This is a genomic window from Microbacterium sp. NPDC089186, assembly GCF_040685115.1.
Lineage (GTDB): Bacteria > Actinomycetota > Actinomycetes > Actinomycetales > Microbacteriaceae > Microbacterium > Microbacterium galbum.
Genome location: NZ_JBFBHJ010000002.1, coordinates 122,916 through 139,406 on the forward strand (window position 1 = coordinate 122,916; position 16,491 = coordinate 139,406).

15 protein-coding genes are annotated in these 16,491 nt (G+C 70.8%); 11 read left to right on the top strand and 4 right to left on the bottom strand.

Going from position 1 to position 16,491, the window contains the following annotated elements; all coding sequences use genetic code 11:
- The first annotated feature begins 50 nt into the window (after positions 1 to 50).
- The 4 genes from AB0N82_RS06800 to AB0N82_RS06815 are packed head-to-tail and all read left to right on the top strand — an operon-like array spanning position 51 to position 5,267.
- Complete coding sequence (locus tag AB0N82_RS06800) at positions 51 to 1,289, top strand: extracellular solute-binding protein (protein WP_363389690.1); 1,239 nt, start codon at positions 51 to 53, stop codon at positions 1,287 to 1,289.
- Between the two features lie 2 nt (positions 1,290 to 1,291).
- On the top strand, positions 1,292 to 2,407 hold the full coding sequence (locus AB0N82_RS06805) for a sugar ABC transporter permease (RefSeq protein WP_363389693.1): 1,116 nt from the start codon (positions 1,292 to 1,294) through the stop codon (positions 2,405 to 2,407).
- A complete protein-coding gene (locus AB0N82_RS06810; RefSeq protein WP_363389696.1) occupies positions 2,404 to 3,318 on the top strand; it encodes a carbohydrate ABC transporter permease in 915 nt (304 codons plus the stop codon). The genes AB0N82_RS06805 and AB0N82_RS06810 overlap by 4 nt, the downstream gene beginning before the upstream one ends.
- Positions 3,315 to 5,267 (top strand): glycogen debranching N-terminal domain-containing protein, encoded by a 1,953-nt coding sequence (locus tag AB0N82_RS06815; protein WP_363389698.1) that lies wholly within the window; start codon positions 3,315 to 3,317, stop codon positions 5,265 to 5,267. The genes AB0N82_RS06810 and AB0N82_RS06815 overlap by 4 nt, the downstream gene beginning before the upstream one ends.
- 235 nt (positions 5,268 to 5,502) lie before the next feature.
- On the opposite strand, the gene AB0N82_RS06820 is transcribed toward AB0N82_RS06815, so the two are convergent.
- On the bottom strand, positions 5,503 to 5,979 hold the full coding sequence (locus tag AB0N82_RS06820) for a YbaK/EbsC family protein (RefSeq protein ID WP_363389700.1): 477 nt from the start codon (positions 5,977 to 5,979) through the stop codon (positions 5,503 to 5,505).
- 222 nt (positions 5,980 to 6,201) lie between these two features.
- Between AB0N82_RS06820 and AB0N82_RS06825 the strand changes: the two genes are divergently transcribed.
- Positions 6,202 to 7,275 (top strand): Glu/Leu/Phe/Val dehydrogenase dimerization domain-containing protein, encoded by a 1,074-nt coding sequence (locus AB0N82_RS06825; RefSeq protein ID WP_363389703.1) that lies wholly within the window; start codon positions 6,202 to 6,204, stop codon positions 7,273 to 7,275.
- A 62-nt stretch (positions 7,276 to 7,337) separates the two neighbouring features.
- On the opposite strand, the gene AB0N82_RS06830 is transcribed toward AB0N82_RS06825, so the two are convergent.
- The 3 genes from AB0N82_RS06830 to AB0N82_RS06840 all read right to left on the bottom strand — a co-directional run bounded on the left by AB0N82_RS06830 (position 7,338) and on the right by AB0N82_RS06840 (position 8,867).
- Positions 7,338 to 7,676 carry an Lsr2 family protein gene (locus AB0N82_RS06830; protein WP_315994716.1) on the bottom strand — a complete coding sequence of 113 codons (339 nt, stop codon included), beginning with the start codon at positions 7,674 to 7,676 and terminating at the stop codon, positions 7,338 to 7,340.
- Positions 7,677 to 7,744: 68 nt separating this feature from the next.
- Positions 7,745 to 8,464, bottom strand: coding sequence for an acetolactate decarboxylase (locus tag AB0N82_RS06835; RefSeq protein ID WP_363389708.1), 720 nt, complete (start codon positions 8,462 to 8,464; stop codon positions 7,745 to 7,747).
- Positions 8,465 to 8,519: 55 nt separating this feature from the next.
- The gene (locus AB0N82_RS06840; protein ID WP_315994718.1) at positions 8,520 to 8,867 is read right to left on the bottom strand and encodes an Lsr2 family protein; all 348 of its coding nucleotides are present in this window, start codon (positions 8,865 to 8,867) and stop codon (positions 8,520 to 8,522) included.
- A 183-nt stretch (positions 8,868 to 9,050) separates the two neighbouring features.
- Between AB0N82_RS06840 and AB0N82_RS06845 the strand changes: the two genes are divergently transcribed.
- The 6 genes from AB0N82_RS06845 to AB0N82_RS06870 all read left to right on the top strand — a co-directional run bounded on the left by AB0N82_RS06845 (position 9,051) and on the right by AB0N82_RS06870 (position 16,471).
- Positions 9,051 to 10,550 carry an amino acid permease gene (locus tag AB0N82_RS06845; RefSeq protein WP_363389711.1) on the top strand — a complete coding sequence of 500 codons (1,500 nt, stop codon included), beginning with the start codon at positions 9,051 to 9,053 and terminating at the stop codon, positions 10,548 to 10,550.
- Between the two features lie 212 nt (positions 10,551 to 10,762).
- Positions 10,763 to 11,815 carry a hypothetical protein gene (locus tag AB0N82_RS06850; protein WP_315994720.1) on the top strand — a complete coding sequence of 351 codons (1,053 nt, stop codon included), beginning with the start codon at positions 10,763 to 10,765 and terminating at the stop codon, positions 11,813 to 11,815.
- Positions 11,812 to 12,690, top strand: a complete 879-nt coding sequence (locus AB0N82_RS06855) for an ABC transporter ATP-binding protein (RefSeq protein ID WP_315994721.1) — start codon at positions 11,812 to 11,814, stop codon at positions 12,688 to 12,690. The genes AB0N82_RS06850 and AB0N82_RS06855 overlap by 4 nt, the downstream gene beginning before the upstream one ends.
- On the top strand, positions 12,690 to 13,988 hold the full coding sequence (locus AB0N82_RS06860; protein WP_363389716.1) for an ABC transporter permease: 1,299 nt from the start codon (positions 12,690 to 12,692) through the stop codon (positions 13,986 to 13,988). Before AB0N82_RS06855 ends, AB0N82_RS06860 begins: the two co-directional genes overlap by 1 nt.
- A 171-nt stretch (positions 13,989 to 14,159) precedes the next feature.
- Positions 14,160 to 14,903 carry an ABC transporter ATP-binding protein gene (locus tag AB0N82_RS06865; protein ID WP_363391170.1) on the top strand — a complete coding sequence of 248 codons (744 nt, stop codon included), beginning with the start codon at positions 14,160 to 14,162 and terminating at the stop codon, positions 14,901 to 14,903.
- Positions 14,885 to 16,471: a hypothetical protein gene (locus AB0N82_RS06870; RefSeq protein WP_363389719.1), complete on the top strand. Its 1,587-nt coding sequence runs from the start codon at positions 14,885 to 14,887 to the stop codon at positions 16,469 to 16,471. Before AB0N82_RS06865 ends, AB0N82_RS06870 begins: the two co-directional genes overlap by 19 nt.
- Positions 16,472 to 16,491: the final 20 nt, after the last annotated feature.

Below are 16,491 nucleotides of genomic sequence, written 5' to 3' on the forward strand. Positions count from 1 at the left end.
CCCTCCGCGCACTCGGAGGGGTCGCATGCCTCATCGAAGGAGAGAGACACATGACACGGCACCCTGTCCGCCTCTGGCTCACCGCCGGCGCCCTGCTCGCCACCGGAGCCCTCACGCTCACCGCGTGCGGGTCGGGCTTCACCGACACCCCCGGCGAAGGTCAGGCCTCGGGCGGCGGCAAACTCACGCTGCTCATCGGCTCCTCAGGCGACGCCGAGACCACGGCCGTCACCGACGCCGTCGCCGCATGGAGCGAGCAGTCCGGCGTCGAGGCCGAGGTCCAGACCGCCAACGACCTCCCCCAGCAGCTCTCCCAGGGCTTCGCGGCCGGCTCGCCGCCGGACCTGTTCTACCTCGCCCCCGAGGCCCTCGCCGGCTACGCCGCGAACGGCTCGATCCAGGCGTACGGCGACGACCTGTCGAACAAGAGCGACTTCTACCCCTCGCTCGTCGACAACTTCACCGTCGACGGTCAGTTCTTCTGCGCTCCCAAGGACTTCTCCACGCTCGCGCTGATCATCAACACCGACCTGTGGGCGGCGGCGGGACTCACGGATGCCGACATCCCCACGACGTGGGACCAGTTGGCATCCGTCGCCCAGAAGCTCACCACCGACGGGCGCGTGGGTCTGGCCTTCGGCGCCGAGTACCAGCGCGTGGGCGCCTTCATGGCCCAGGCCGGCGGCGGACTGGTCACCGACGGCACGGCCACCGCCGACAGTGCCGCCAACGTCGAGGCGTTGACGTACGTCAAGACGCACCTCAACGACGGCACCTTCGCCTTCGCCTCCGACGTGGGCGCGGGCTGGGGCGGCGAGGCGTTCGGCACCCAGAAGGCCGCGATGGTCATCGAGGGCAACTGGATCTCGGGCGCGATGTCCGCCGACTACCCCACCGTGAAGTACCAGGTCGCCGAGCTCCCCGCGGGCCCCGGCGGCAAGGGAACGCTGCAGTTCACCAACTGCTGGGGCATGGCCGCCGACAGCGCGAACCAGGAGCAGGCCCGTTCTCTCGTGGAGTACCTGACCGGCACCGACCAGCAGCTGGCCTTCTCGAAGGCGTTCGGCCCGATGCCCTCGATCCAGTCGGCCGCCGATGCATGGTCGACCGCCAACCCCGACAAGACCGCATTCCTCGCCGGTGCCGACTACGCGCAGTTCCCGCCGAACATGGCCGGGGCGGCCGACGTCATCACCGACTTCAACGCCCAGCTGGAGTCGCTGAAGACCGGTGACCCGCAGGCGCTGCTGTCGACGGCGCAGTCCAACCTCGAGGCCATCGTCAAGTAATCATGAGCGCTCTCACCGCAGCGCCTCGTCGGGCCGGATCCCCCTCCGCGGGGATCCGGCGCGGCGAGGCCGCCGCCGGCTGGCTGTTCACCGCCCCGGTGCTGATCATCCTCGGCGTGTTCCTCCTCGTCCCCGTGCTCATGGCGCTGTGGGTGAGCTTCTCCGACTGGACCGGGCGCGGCAGTCCGTTCTCCTCGAACGTCGGCTTCGTCGGCCTCGACAACTACGCCGCCGTGACCACCGGCGGCGGGCTCGCCGAGCGCGACTTCGGCACGGCCCTGCGCAACAACGCCTGGTACGTGCTGCTGGTCGTCCCGCTGCAGACCGCCCTCTCGCTCTTCCTCGCGGTGCTCGTCAACCGCGCCGTGCTGCGCGGTCGCGGCCTCTTCCGCACCGCGTTCTACTTCCCCTCGGTGACCAGCTCGGTCGCGATCACCGTGCTGTGGCTGTTCCTCTTCTCGGCATCCGGGGCGGTCAACGAGGTGCTCTCGTGGCTCGGCATCAACGGGCCGAACTGGTTCAGCGATCCCTCGGGCGTCGTGCACAACCTTCTCGGCGCGCTGGGCGTCACAAGCGGCCCCGCCTTCCTCACCGGCAACACGATGCTCGGCGTGTCGTGGTGGGACTGGCTCGCCGGTCCGTCGGTGGCGATGTCGGCGTTCATCCTCATGGCCGTGTTCACGACCTCGGGCACCTTCATGCTCCTGTTCATCGCGGGGCTGCAGAACATCGGCGCCGACGTGCAGGAAGCCGCGATGATGGACGGCGCGAACGGCTGGCAGCGCTTCTGGCGCGTGACCCTGCCGCAGCTCAAGCCCGTGCTGTTCACCGTGCTGACCCTCGGCCTCATCGGCACCTGGCAGGTGTTCGACCAGATCTACACCGGCACCCAGGGCGGTCCCGGCAAGACGACCCTGACCCCGGCCTACCTCAGCTACTCGTCCGCGTTCCTCTCGCAGCAGTGGGGACAGGGTGCGGCGATCGCCTTCGTGCTGTTCGTCATCATCGTGGCCCTCACGATCCTCCAGCGCTTCGTGCTGCGCGACCGCCCGGTCTCGCGCCGGCGCCTCCGTCAGTACGAACTGCCCCGCGAGGGCGCGAAGGGAGCGAAGCGATGACCGCCACGGCATCCCCGCAGACGACGGTGCTCGCCGAGCAGCGCGTCGACGGCCCCACGCGCCCCGCGAAGCACCGCATGTCGGCGAAGACCCTGCGCTGGCAGATCGGCCTGTACGTGCTGCTGCTCGTGCTCGCCCTCGTGTACATCTATCCGTTCCTGGTGCAGGTGGCGACCTCCTTCAAGTCGGATGCCGCCGCCGCGGCCGACCCGATCTCGCTCGTCCCGCAGCCCTTCACGTGGGCCGCGTACGAGCGCCTGTTCCTGAACTCCGACTTCCCCGTGTGGTTCGGCAACTCCGTCGTCGTGACGGTGTTCGTCACCGCGGGCCGGGTGTTCTTCAACTCCCTCGCCGGCTACGCCCTCGCGCGCCTGCAGTTCCGCGGTCGCGGCATCGTGTTCGCCGGCCTCGTCGCCGTCATGGCCGTTCCGGCGGTGGTGCTGCTGATCCCCAAGTTCCTCGTGATCAATCAGCTGGGCATGTACGACTCGTACGCGGGCATGATCCTGCCCCTCCTCGTGGATGCCGCGGGCGTGTTCATCATGAAGAACTTCTTCGAGTCGATCCCGCCGTCCGTCGAGGAGCAGGCCCGCATCGACGGAGCGGGGACCTTCCGCATCTTTTGGTCGGTCGTGCTGCCGATGGCGCGCCCCGCGCTCATCACGATCGTGATCCTGTCGTTCCAGGGGTCGTGGAACGAGCTCAGCCACTTCGTCATCTCCACCCAGTCGCCCGAGCTGACCACGCTGACCAAGGGCGTGGCATCCCTCGCCAGCGGGCAGCTCAGCCAGGGCAGCCAATTCCCCCTCAAACTCGCGGCCGCGGCCCTGATGACGATCCCGGTCGCCGTGGTGTTCTTCATCTTCCAGCGCCGCATCATGAACGCCAGCGAAGGAGCCGTCAAAGAATGACCACCGCCCCCACCACCTCGCCGAACGGGACGACCACCGAAACCATGCCCCTGCAACCGCTCCTCAACGACGCCCTCATCGTGCTGCGCGCCCCCACCCAGGTGTGGTCGGACGCGACGGGCGCCATCGGCACGGCCGCCGTTCACGGGGTCTACCACGGCGACGTGCGTCACGTCAGCGCGCTCACGGCCTCGTGCGACGACTCGCCGATCGAGTGGATCTCGACCGCCCCCGACGGCGCCTCGCGCGTGGTCTTCGGCGGGCTCCTCCGCGGAGTCGACGACACCACCCCCGACCCGAAGGTGCGGCTGGTGCGCGACCGCCGGGTCGACGACGGTCTCGTCAGCGAGTCGTGGATCATCCGCTCGCGCGTCGACCGGCCCCTCCGCACCACCCTGCGTCTGCGCCTGACGCCGGAGTTCGCCCAGTTGCACGAGGTGAAGTCGGGCCACGCCCACCCCCGGGCCGCCGAGACGGTGCCCGAGCGAGAGGGCGTGCGCGTCGACGCCGGGGCCCAGGGACTCTCCCTCCACGCCCCCGGGGCCGGGATCTCCCTCGGCGACGCGGGCGTCGAGGCCGCGTGGGACGTCGACGTGCCCGCCTTCGGCGAGGTCCAGGTGGGCTTCACGCTGAGCCTTCGCGACGACACGCTCGTCGTCGACTCGCCCGCCGTCCCGGCCCGCTGGGACGCCGCTGCCGTGTCATCCGCCGCCGCCGACCCGCGCCTCGCCCGATGGCTGCGGACGGCGCTCGACGATCTCGACGCACTGCGCCTCGTGCTCCCCGACCACCCCGACGACGAGTTCTTCGCGGCCGGTGCGCCCTGGTTCTTCACGCTCTTCGGACGCGACTCGATCTGGGCCGCCCGCCTGGCCCTCCCCCTCGACCGCGAGATGGCGGCATCCACCCTCCGCGTGCTCGCGCGTCTGCAGGGGACCGACGACGACGCCCAGACGGCGCAGGAGCCGGGCAAGATCCTGCACGAGCTGCGGGCATCGTCGCTGGAGATCCCGGGCGAGGGCATCGTGCTGCCGCCGAAGTACTACGGCAGCGTCGATTCCACCCCCCTGTGGATCTGCCTGCTCGCCGATGCGTGGCGCGCGGGCATGCCCGAGGCCGAGGTGCGGCAACTCCTGCCGGCGCTGCGCGCGGCGCTCGGCTGGATCCGCGACAGCGGCGACAGCGACGGCGACGGCTTCCTCGACTACATCGACCGCCTCGGCACCGGCCTGTCGAACCAGGGCTGGAAGGACTCCGGCGACTCGATCCAGTGGCGCGACGGAAGCCTCGCCGAGGGTCCGATCGCCCTGTGCGAGGTGCAGGCGTACGCCTACGAGGCCGCCCTCGCCGGCGCCGATCTGCTCGAGGCCTTCGGAGCGGACAGGGATGCCGACGACATCGCGTTCTGGCGCACGTGGGCGCTCGACCTCAAGGCGCGCTTCGCCGACACGTACTGGGTGCAGACGCCGGAGGGCCGGTACCCCGCCGTCGCCCTCGACAACGCCAAGCGGCCGGTCGACACCCTCACCAGCAACATCGGGCATCTGATCGGCACCGGCATCCTCTCCCCCGACGAGGAACGGCACATCGCGTCACTCCTGCTGGGCGAGAGCATGTCGAGCGGGTACGGCATCCGCACGATGTCGACCGGCGCCGCCGGGTACTGGCCCCTGTCGTACCACGGCGGCAGCGTCTGGGTGCACGACACCGCGATCGCCGCCCACGGCATGCTGCGTGCGGGCCTGACCACCGAGGCCCGGGCCGTCGTCGACGGACTCCTGGATGCCGCCGAGGGCTTCGCATACCGCGTGCCCGAGCTGCACAGCGGCGACCCGCGCACCGACTCCTCCGTGCCCACGCCGTACCCCGCGGCGTGCCGCCCGCAGGCGTGGTCGGCCGCGGCCGCCGTCGTCTGCCTCACCGCCCTCACGCCGTCCCCCCTGGCGTGAGCCCGCCGGGCGGCGCGGACCCCCCGCCGCGCCGCCCGGCCCTTCCCCCTCCGGTCGGGGCGCTCGAGGTGGCCCCGGGGCGCCGGAAATGGCCCCGGGCCCACCCCGCGACCCGCTCCATCCCGCCCCGCGCCGGCCAATCACTCCGCCACGTGGCCCCGGGCCCCGGAAATTGCCTCCGGGCCACCCCGCGCCGCGTCGCGCCACCCTGACGCCGCGAATCTCCGGCGTGACCTCAGGCGACCCGCGCCACCGTGCCGCCCGTCAGCCGCACGAGCTCGTCGAAGGTCAGCGGGAACACCGTGTGCGGCGTCCCGCCCGCGGCCCAGATCTGCGGGAACGCGGCGAGGTCCTCGTCGACCACGGTCGTCAGCGCAGCGGGGTGCCCGGTCGGCGCGACTCCCCCGATCGGCTGACCGGTCGCGGCGAGGACCTGTTCCGGCGTCGCCCGCCGGATCGCGCCGCGCCCGAGTCTCTCGGCCAGCGCCGTCGTGTCGACGCGGTGCGCGCCGCTGGTCATCACGAGCAGCGGCTCGTCGTCGCTCCAGAACACGAGGCTGTTCGCGATCGCGCCCACCGCGATGCCGAGGGCTGCGGCCGCCAGGGCGGCCGTCGACGCGGCATCCGGCAGGACGACGATCTTCCCGGGGATGCCGGCCGCCTCCAGCGACGCGGCGACGAGGCGACTCCGGGCGGGCAGGGCGTCGGTCATGCCCGTCAGCCTAGGCCCGTCGTCGCGCCGCTCCGCCGCCCGAGGCCGGGCCGAGACCGCACATGCGGTGCGGCTCCGGCGCCGAACGGCGAACCTCGGCGGTCACCCGCGCGCGGCGGCGTCGCGCTCGGCGGCGGCGCGCGCCAGAATGGAGGGTGGATGCCGCAACGCCGCGGCGTTCGAAACGTGCCGCCCACAAGGCGACCGACGACAAGGAACGCGATGACCAACGCCCTGCCCCTGCCCGATTTCGTCCACGAGCGCGTGGAGGTGATGACGGGGCGCCGCAGCGGCCTGTTCATCGCCGTCGCGCTGCACTCCTCGGTCCTCGGCTCCGCCCTCGGCGGAGCGCGACTGTGGACCTACCCCTCCTGGACCGACGCCCTGGGCGACGCCCTCCGCCTCTCGGCGGCGATGACGCTGAAGAACGCGGCCGCCGGACTCGACGCCGGCGGCGGAAAGAGCGTCATCGGCCTCCCCGAGGGCACGGTCCTCGACGCCGAGCGCCGCCGTGCCGCCTTCCTCGACCTGGGCGACGCCGTCGAGAGCCTGGGCGGCCTCTACCGCACGGCCGAGGACGTGGGCTCCACCACCGACGACATGCTCGTGGTGAGCGAGCGCACGGCGCACGTCGTGGGCCTGCCCGACACCGTGGGCGGGTCGGGCGAGCCGGCCGGGCCCACGAGCCTCGGCGTCTACGCCTCCCTCGTCGCGACGCTGGAGCGCGCGGTCGGCACGAGCGACGTGTCCGGTCGCCGCATCACGATCGCCGGTCTCGGCCAGGTCGGCAGCCGGCTCGCCGAGCGCCTCGCGACCGAGGGCGCGACGCTGACCGTCACCGACGTCAACCCCGCCAAGCGCGCGCTGGCCGCCGAGCTGGGCGCCGCGTGGGTCGAGCCGAGCGAGGCGCACCTCGTGCCGGCCGATGTCTTCGTTCCCGCCGGGATCGGCGGTGTGCTCACCGACGCGGTGATCGACGCCCTCGACGCGCGCGCGGTCTGCGGCCCCGCCAACAACCCGCTCGCCGAGCGTTCGGGTGCCGAGCGGCTTGCGCGGCGCGGCATCCTGTACGCCCCCGACTTCGTGGTGAACGCGGGCGGCGTGATCTACCTCGACCTCGTGGCCAAGCAGCGCGGGACGCTGGAGCAGATCATGGGGCGCGTGGCCGACATCGGCGACACCGTGCGCCGCGTGTTCGACGAGGCGCAGTCGCGCGGGGTCACCCCGCTCGCCGCCGCCGAGGGACTCGCCGCCGAGCGTCTCGCTGTCGGAGCGGGCGACGGCGCCTTCGTCTGACACGCCCGGGACGAAGAAAGCCGGATGCCGTTTCCCACGGCATCCGGCTTTCTTTCGACCACTCAGTGTGCAGCGTCGTACGCCGCGAGGACGACCTCCGAAATACGTCCGCGTGTATTGATGGAATAGCCGTTCTTCTCGGCCCACGTGCGGACGTCGACCAGGTCGCGGGTGGGCGCGGGGCGGCGCCGCGATTCCTTGCGGGCGGACGGCGAAGAAAAGCCGACGGCGCGACCGGCGGAGATGAAAGGCGAAAGAGCCTCGCGAAGCTTGTCGGCATTCTCACTAGAGAGATCGATCTCGTACGAACGCCCTTCGAGGGAGAAGTGGACGGTGGTTCCGTCATCGATGACCGAACCGTCGAGATCGTCGATCACCTGCGTGATGTGCTTTTTCGCCATGCGCCGATCGTAAGACGGCAATTTGCGCCTCCCCGGGGCGCGATATTACGAATTCACCCGCTTCTTCGTCAGCTTTCACCGGTTTCCGGAACGGCCGGCCGACTCTCGACCGCGACGATCCGATGATCCTCGTCGTGCGTGAGTTCCGTGCGCCGGAATTGCTCGTCGTCCGGCAACCGGAGCGCGAAACGCGCATATGCCGTCATGCGCAGGCTGCCCTCGCGCACGCGCACGTCGAGAACGTGGCCGCCGACGGTGCGATCGTCGGCGAGGAAATGCAGGTGGAGCCCGGCGACCGTGATGCCCTGATAGATCCGGGGCATCCAGAACCCGACGAGAGAACCCGTGCAGTCGCACGCCACCGTTTCGATCTGCTCCGCGGCGACGTCCGCGAGCGGGCGGAACGGCGGCTCCTGCCGTCGCGTGACGCGCGTGCGCACCCGCGCCATCACGCCGTCGAGGCGCACGGCGTGGAAGAGGTTGCGGCTGGCCAGCCGGGCGTCGACGTGGCTCTCGAGGTCGGCGAAGTCGGCGTCGCGCACCACGGTGGCGACCCCCTCGCCCATCGCGCACACGTCGACGAAGGGCAGCGTCTCGCTCGGCTCCATCCGGCGCGGCGGGGCGTCCGGCGTGCACTCGAACGGCGTGCCGTCGAGGATGACGACTTCGCCGCCGAGGCCTTCGCAGCAGCCGATCCCGGTGTCTCCGAGCTCCACCGCATCGGAAACCGGAATACCCGCCGAATACACGCCCGCCATCAGCGCGTCGAGCACGGCGAATTGGGTCACCGCGCTCGACGCGATGTCGGCCGTCGGCGAACCGACCGGCGAATCCGGAGCGACCTCAGGAATTCGCGTCGGCGTACGCGTCGAGAATGGTCGAGGGAACACGGCCGCGGTCGCTCACCGTGTGTCCGTTCGCCCGCGCCCATTCGCGGACGGCACCGAGGTCGACGTCGCTGGAGCGGCGGGGGGCGCGTGATCGACGCGTCGTGGAGGCACCGCGCGAGACCGAGCGAGCGGCATCCACGAAAGGTGCGATCGCCGAATAGAACTTGTCCGCATTCCGGTCGGAGAGATCGATCTCATAAGCACGGCCTTCGACCGAGAAAGTGATCTGCTTTCCTTGTCCGTCTTCGAGGACCGTTCCGTCGAGATCGTCGACGAGGTGCGTGATGTGCTTCATAGCCATAATACGAAAAACCTTACACCGGCATTCGATGAATTACCCGCACGACTATCCGTGTGATAGCACCGGGACGGCGGGCCGCGTCACCGATAGGCGCGGGGGCGGCGAGGGACTATTCTCCGGGGGTGGTGTTCGCTCCGGGGACACCACCTGAGACAGACATCCGTCGAGACAGGGAAGCGTCGCGTGAGCCTTTTCCGTACCAAGTCGGTGGAGCAGTCCATCGCCGACACCGATGAACCGGAGTTCCGGCTCAAGAAGTCCCTGAGCGCGGTCGACCTGACCGTCTTCGGCGTGGGCGTCGTGATCGGCGCCGGCATCTTCACCCTCACCGGGCGTGCCGCGCACGACGTGGCGGGTCCCGCCGTGGTGATCAGTTTCGTGATCGCCGCGATCGCGTGCGGCCTCGCGGCCATGTGCTACGCCGAGTTCGCCTCGACCGTCCCCGTGTCGGGATCGGCGTACACCTTCTCCTACGCGTCGCTCGGCGAGCTGTTCGCCTGGATCATCGGGTGGGATCTGATCCTGGAGATGTTCCTCGGCGCGAGCGTCGTCGCCCAGGGCTGGAGCGCCTACCTCGGGACGTTCCTCGAACAGATCGGCATCGTGCTCCCGCCGGCCATCTCATACGGCGGTGTCGTCGATCTCCCCGCCATCCTGCTCGTGCTGGTGCTCGGCGGCCTGATGACCCTGGGCATCAAGGAGTCGCTCCGCGTCAACCTCGTCCTCGTGGCGGTGAAGCTGTTCATCGTGCTGTTCGTCATCATCGCCGGCATCCTGTTCATTAACCCGGCGAACTACAGCCCCTTCGTGCCCGACCCCGTGCCGACCGAATCCACGTCGGGACTGACGCAGCCGCTGCTGCAGTTCCTCTCGGGTCTGGAGCCCGCGACCTTCGGTGTCGGCGGCATCCTCGCGGGAGCCGCCCTGGTGTTCTTCGCCTATATCGGCTTCGACGTCGTGGCGACCACCGCCGAGGAGACCAAGCGCCCCCAGCGCGACCTGCCGATCGGCATCATCGCGTCGCTCGTGATCTGCACGATCCTGTACTGCGCGGTCGCCGTCGTGGTCACGGGAATGGTCCCCTACTCCGACCTCAACCCCTCCGCGGCCCTCGCGAACGCGTTCGCCTTCCACGGCCAGACGTGGATGGCGACCGTCATCGCGGCCGGCGCGGTGGCGGGCCTCACGACCGTCGTGCTGACCCTGCTGATCGGCGCCACGCGCATCATCTTCGCGATGTCGCGCGACCGCCTGCTCCCCGGCGGCCTCGCCAAGGTGCACCCGCGCTTCCGCACCCCGTGGGTCATCTCGATCATCGTCACGGTCATCGTGGCGATCGTCGCCGGACTCACCCCCATCGGCGTCCTCGAAGAAATGGTGAACATCGGCACGCTCTCCGCCTTCGTGCTGGTCTCGATCGGCGTCATCGTGCTGCGGCGCAAGCGCCCCGACCTGAAGCGCGGGTTCCGCGTGCCCTTCAGCCCGGTGCTGCCGATCCTGTCGGCGCTCATCTGCACCTACCTGATGCTCAACCTCTCGGTCGAGACCTGGCTGCGCTTCCTCATCTGGCTCGCCCTCGGGTTCGCGATCTACTTCGCCTACTCGCGCAGCCACGCGCGCCTCGCCACCGGCGCCCCGCTCGATCCCACGAAGCCGCACGTCGTGGCGCCGCCGAAGGACTGAGCCTCGCCCACCGGATGCCGCGGCCCCACCGTCTCGAACGGTCGGGGTCGCGGCATCCGTGCCTCCGTCATCCGAGGGGATGACATCGCCGATCGACGTCATCCCATCGGATGATCTCCGGCCCCCACGGCGCCGGGCGATACGTGGGCGATACACGCACCCCCCTAGGGTGGAGACGTTCGATGACGACGATTTCCGTTCCGGGGGGTTTCATGGGGATCGCACGCACGTGGGTCTTTCCGATTCTGCGTATCCTTCTCGTCGCCCTGGTGGCGGCGGCACTCATCAAGCTCGCGTTCTTCCCTGATCGCCCCGCCGACGCGTCTCCCGCGATCCCGACGGGGACCATCGTCGAACCGACGACCGTCGCGGCGCTGGGCACGATCACGAACGACGTGGTCGTCTCGGCCACCGTCTCGGCGGATCCCGCCCTGCCGATGAAGGCAACGGCCGCCGGCACGGTGAACAAGATCTTCATCGCCCAGGGCGCGAACGTGAACCAGGGCGACGTCGTCTTCGACGTCAAGGTCCCCATCGAGCGCGATCCCGCCGACAGCGTGGATGCCGAGGGCAAGCCCAAGCCGGCGATCTTCCGCTACGAGGACGTCACGGCGCCGGCGACCGGCATCCTGAGCTCGCTCTCGGTCATCTCGGGGCAGGACATCACGATCGGGATGACGGCGGGCACCGTGGCCCCGCCGACCTTCTCGGTCAGCGGCTCGCTCGAGCCCGCGCAGCAGTACCGCTTGCTGGACCGCCCGACCGAGGCCACGGTGACGATCACCGGCGGGCCCGCCGCCTTCGCGTGCGGGAACCTCCGCATCACCACTCCCCTGGCCGGGAGCACCGGCGGGAGCACGAGCGACGACACGTCCGCCACGGGCGGAGCGAGCACCGGTGGTGCGGGCGGATCATCGACGACGGCCACGTGCACCGTGCCGGGCGAGGTGACCGTCTTCTCGGGGCTCGCCGCCGAGATGACGATCGCCGGAGGTCGCGCCGAGAACGTGCTCGTCGTGCCGACCACCGCGGTGCGCGGGGCGGCTCAGAGCGGCACGGTGTGGGTGATGAGCGCGGACGGTGCCACCGAGGAGCGCCCGGTGGCGCTGGGCCTCACCGACGGCACGCAGGTGCAGATCACGCAGGGGCTGGCCGAGGGCGACGAGATCCTGGAGTTCGCCCCCGGCGCGATGGCCCCGGCGAACGACGGGTGCACGACCTATCCCGACGGGTCGATGTACTGCGAAGCGGCCCTCGGCGGATGAGCCTGCTCGCGCTGCGGGCGGTCACCCGCACGGTGATCCCGCAGGATCAGCCCGCGCTGACGATCCTGAACGGCGTCGACCTGCAGATCGAACCGGGCGACCACGTGTCGATCGTCGGGCGGTCGGGCTCGGGCAAGTCGACGCTGCTGAACATGCTGGGGCTTCTCGACCTGCCCACCAGCGGCGAGATCCTCTTCGACGACCGCCCGGTGCGGTCGTACTCGTCGGCGCAGCGCGATCGTCTGCGCGGAGCGGCGATCGGCTTCGTCTTCCAGCAGTTCAACCTGCTGCCCGGACGCACCGCCCTCGAGAACGTCACGATGCCGCTCCTCTACGCGTCGGGGAGGACGTTCTGGCGACGCAAGAGGATCGCCGCCGACATGCTCGCCCTCGTCGGTCTCGAGCACCGACTGAACAGCATGCCCGATCGCCTGTCGGGCGGTGAGCAGCAGCGGGTGGCGATCGCGCGCTCGCTCGTCCGCGGGCCGCGCCTGATCCTCGCCGACGAGCCCACGGGCGCCCTCGACCTCGACACCGGGCAGAGCGTGATGGAGCTGATCGACGAGGTCGCCGTGCAGACGGGCGCCGCACAGGTCATCATCACCCACGACCCGACCATCGCCCGGCGCGCGCGTCGGCACTTCCGGCTCGACCGGGGCGTGCTGACCCCGGTCGACGATCCGTCGCTGGAGCCGCTGACGAGACGCGACCGGCGCGAGATGGCTCCGGCGCCGGAGGAGGCGGCGTCGACCGGCACGGACGAGCTCGCCGTCCTCGGGCTCGGCACCGCGACGGCGACCGCCACCCTCCCCGACCCCGCCGACAGCGGACCCACCGACGACGCGCGCCTCGACGCGCCGGAGGGCGAGGACTGATGCGCGGCGTCAGCGCCGTGGTCGGCGCGCTGCTCGAGGCCTGGCAGGAAGTGCGGGTGCATCGCACGCGCGTCCTGCTCTCGCTCGTGGGCGTGGCCGTCGCCGTGTGTTCGCTCACGACCGTCGTCGCCCTCGGCGCGATCGTGCAGCAGGCGAACCAGGAACTCAGCGAGCGGCAGTCCGGGCGCCCGGCGAGCCTGTCCGTCTCGGCCTACCGCACCGACGGCGGCACCCTCGCCCCCGAGGCGATGGATGCCGCGTGGAGCGACGTCGTCGAGCGCTACGACATCTCCTACGCCACCCGCGTCGTGCAGACCACGCAGTCGGTGCCGTTCCGCGACGGCATCGTGCAAGTGCCGACGCAGGCCGTCGACCAGCCGTTCGGCGAGATGCACCGGGTGCGCATGGCCGAGGGCGAGTGGTTCACCGAGCGGGACGTGCAGCAGCTGGCTCCTCGCCTCATCGTGAACGAGATCTTCTACGACCGCATGGGCCGCCCGCCCCTCGAGACCCACCCGATGGTGGCGCTCGGGGGCCAGGGCCTGCCGAACGCGGCATCCGGCATCCCCTCCGGCGGCGTGCGCGCCGTCGTCGTCGGCGTGACGCCCTCGGCCACGTGGGAGATCGAACCGTCGATGTACATGCTCGGCTCTCAGCTGCAGGCGATGCAGGCCGCGGCCGCCGGCGAGCGCGGAGACGCCGCCGCCGCGCCGAGCGATCCGTACGGCGGCGGGGGTCCCGTCATCCCGTCGTACGAGATGTGGGTGCCGCCCGAGATCGCCGACCAGCTCACCGAGGTGGTGAAGCGCGATCTGCGCGCGGCCCTGGGCACCGGCGTCGAAGTGACCGCCGATCGACGCGATTGGGCGACGTATGGCGACGATCCGTTCCTCGTCACGAAGATGGTCGTCATCGGCATCGCCGTGCTCGTGCTGCTGCTCGGCGCCCTCGGACTGGTGAACATCGCGCTCGTCACGGTGAAGCAGCGTGTTCGCGAGATCGGCATCCGCCGCAGTTTCGGTGCGACCGCGAGCCGGGTGTTCTTCGCGGTCATGCTCGAGAGCGTCGTGGCGACGGTGGTCGCAGGGGCCGCGGGAGTGACCGTGTCGATCCTCGTGGTGCAGTCGCCGGCCGTGCGCGAGCTCATCGGACAGGGGATGGTCACCGACTTCCCCCCGTTCCCGGTGGACGCCGCGGTCACCGGCCTCGTCGCCGCCACGGCCGTGGGCGCGATCGCCGGGCTGCTCCCGGCCCTCGTCGCGGTGCGCGTGAAGGTTGTCGACGCCATCCGATATTGACCTCCATTCCCCGCGGAGCCTAGGAAGGGCCCGCACCACGCAGATAGGTTCGAGATCGTGACCGACCCCTCCCGCGAGACCTCGCAGACCGTGCCCCCGCAACCCGTCACGCCGCCGACCGTCCTTCCGGATGCCGTCGTGCCTCCGGTCGCGACCGATCAGCAGCCCGCGATGCAGCTGAGCGGACTCGCCAAGCGCTTCGGCGAGAAGACCGCCGTCGCAGGTCTCGACCTGACCGTGCCGACCGGGTCGTTCTACGGCCTGGTCGGGCCCAACGGAGCGGGGAAGACCACGACGCTGTCGATGGCCACCGGCCTGCTGCGACCGGATGCCGGGACCGCGCGCATCCACGGCGTCGACGTGTGGGCGCATCCCGTGGAGGCGAAGAAGCTCATCGGCAACCTCGCCGACGGCGTGCGCCTGTTCGACCGGCTCACCGGGGAGCAGCTGGTCACCTACACCGGCATGATGTTCGGCCTCCCCCGCGACGAGGTCGCCTCGCGGACGGCCGACCTGCTGCGCATCATGGACCTCGGCGAGGCCGCCGGCACCCCCGTCGTCGACTACTCCGCGGGCATGACCAAGAAGGTCGCCCTCGCGTGCGCCCTGGTGCACGCCCCGCGGCTGCTCGTGCTCGATGAGCCCTTCGAGTCGGTCGATCCGGTGTCGGCGGCGAACATCGAGGACATCCTCCGCGGCTACACCGGCTCGGGCGGGACGGTCATCGTGTCGAGCCACTCGATGGACCTGGTGCAACGCATGTGCGACCACGTCGCCGTCATCGCGCAGGGCCGGCTGCTGGCATCCGGGACCGTCGACGAGGTGCGCGGCACCCAGACCCTGCAGGACCGCTTCGTCGACCTCGTGGGCGGTCGCCACCACTCGGAGGGGCCGCAGTGGTTGCGACAGTCCTGAAGATCCGGTTCCGCGTGCTGGGCAACACCCTCATGCGGAGCCCGATACAGTTGGTCGGCTTCATCCTCGGCGTGCTCGGCGCGCTGTGGATGCTGCTGCTGGTGGGAGCGGGGCTGTTCTTCGTGGGCACCCTCGACGCCGGCATCGCGCGCGCCGCGGTGACGGCCGCGGGCGCCCTGCTCACCCTCGGCTGGGTCATCGGACCGGTGTTCGCCGCGGGGATCGACACCACCCTCGATCCCGCCAAGCTCGCACCGTTCCCGATGACGACGCGCCAGATGATGCTCGCCATCACCGCCGGCGGCCTCACCGGCGTGCCCGGCATCGCGACGACCCTCGGCGCGCTCGCGACGTTCCTCGTGTGGGGTCGCGACCCGGTGTCGGCGATCGCCGCGGTCGTGTGCGTGCCGCTGGGCGTCCTCATCTGCGTCGTCGCGTCTCGTGCCGTGTCGGCTCTGGCGGCGGGCGTGGGCGGCGGCCGACGCACGCGCGAGATCATCGGTCTCGTCGGTTTCGCGGTGCTGATCTTCGCGAGCCCGCTCTTCATCGTGCTCACCAACGGCCTCGTCGCGGTCAGCGGACAGGGCACGCAGCTGCAGAGCATCGTGACCGCGGTGTCGTGGACGCCCATCGGGGCGGTGTGGGCCGTGCCCGGCGACCTCGCCGCCGGCTCCTGGCTGCCCGCGCTGGGGAAGTTCGCGATCGCCCTGGCGACCCTCGCCCTGCTGTGGTGGTTGTGGCGGCGGAGCCTGTCGGCCTCGGTCGTCGCACCGCCCGCCCGTTCCGCCGCGCGCCGCAGCGCCGGCTCGCTCGGATGGTTCGGCGTCATGCCCTCCACCCCCGCGGGCGCCACCTGGGCGCGAGCGCTCACCTCGTGGACCCGCGACTTCCGCTACCTGCGGCAGCTGTTGCTGCTCCCCTTCGCCCCCGTCCTCGTGCTCATCTACGCGGGGGGCGACATCACGGGTCCGTTCTTCGTGCTCTCGGGCGTGCTCGTCGGGTTCTTCGCCGGCACGATCGTCTACGCCGACGTCTCGTACGACGGCACCGCGTTCGCGACCGTCATGCAGACCGGCATCCGGGGGCGCGCCGATCGTCTCGGCCGCATGCTCGGGGCGGCGAGCGTCGGCATCCCCCTCACCCTGCTGGCGGATGCCGTGATCCTGGCGATCGCGAACCGCTGGGACCTCCTACCGGCCGTCGTCGGCGCGTCGGTCGGCGTCGCGCTCGTGGGCTACGGCGTCAGCGCCGTCACGTCGGCGCTGCTCGTGATCCCCACGCCTGCGCCCGGTGATTCGCCGTTCAAGCGCGTGCCGGGGACGACCTTCACGATGACGCTGCTGTTCTTCCTCTGCTGGATCGTCGCGGCGGTCATGGCCCTGCCGGCCGTGATCCCGGCGGGGATCGCGGCCTTCGGCGGCTCGACGCTCGCGGGGTGGCTCGCCCTCGGGATCGGGCCGGTCTGGGGTGTCGCCGTGTTCGTCGTCGGTGTCGTCGTAGGGGGTCGCACCTTCGACGCGAGCGCGCCCCGCCTGCTCGCGCAACTGCGTCAGTACCAGGGCGCGTGACGCACCTTCCCTCTCCCCCG

What these genes read in the sequence shown, in the direction of transcription:
- AB0N82_RS06840 (WP_315994718.1), bottom strand. Translation starts at nt 8,867, where the DNA reads ATGGCTATGAAGCACATCACGCACCTCGTCGACGATCTCGACGGAACG.
- AB0N82_RS06860 (WP_363389716.1), top strand. Translation starts at nt 12,690, where the DNA reads ATGCGCGGCGTCAGCGCCGTGGTCGGCGCGCTGCTCGAGGCCTGGCAG.
- AB0N82_RS06810 (WP_363389696.1), top strand. Translation starts at nt 2,404, where the DNA reads ATGACCGCCACGGCATCCCCGCAGACGACGGTGCTCGCCGAGCAGCGC.
- AB0N82_RS06805 (WP_363389693.1), top strand. Translation starts at nt 1,292, where the DNA reads ATGAGCGCTCTCACCGCAGCGCCTCGTCGGGCCGGATCCCCCTCCGCG.
- AB0N82_RS06830 (WP_315994716.1), bottom strand. Translation starts at nt 7,676, where the DNA reads ATGGCGAAAAAGCACATCACGCAGGTGATCGACGATCTCGACGGTTCG.
- AB0N82_RS06820 (WP_363389700.1), bottom strand. Translation starts at nt 5,979, where the DNA reads ATGACCGACGCCCTGCCCGCCCGGAGTCGCCTCGTCGCCGCGTCGCTG.
- AB0N82_RS06815 (WP_363389698.1), top strand. Translation starts at nt 3,315, where the DNA reads ATGACCACCGCCCCCACCACCTCGCCGAACGGGACGACCACCGAAACC.
- AB0N82_RS06850 (WP_315994720.1), top strand. Translation starts at nt 10,763, where the DNA reads ATGGGGATCGCACGCACGTGGGTCTTTCCGATTCTGCGTATCCTTCTC.
- AB0N82_RS06800 (WP_363389690.1), top strand. Translation starts at nt 51, where the DNA reads ATGACACGGCACCCTGTCCGCCTCTGGCTCACCGCCGGCGCCCTGCTC.
- AB0N82_RS06825 (WP_363389703.1), top strand. Translation starts at nt 6,202, where the DNA reads ATGACCAACGCCCTGCCCCTGCCCGATTTCGTCCACGAGCGCGTGGAG.
- AB0N82_RS06865 (WP_363391170.1), top strand. Translation starts at nt 14,160, where the DNA reads ATGCAGCTGAGCGGACTCGCCAAGCGCTTCGGCGAGAAGACCGCCGTC.
- AB0N82_RS06855 (WP_315994721.1), top strand. Translation starts at nt 11,812, where the DNA reads ATGAGCCTGCTCGCGCTGCGGGCGGTCACCCGCACGGTGATCCCGCAG.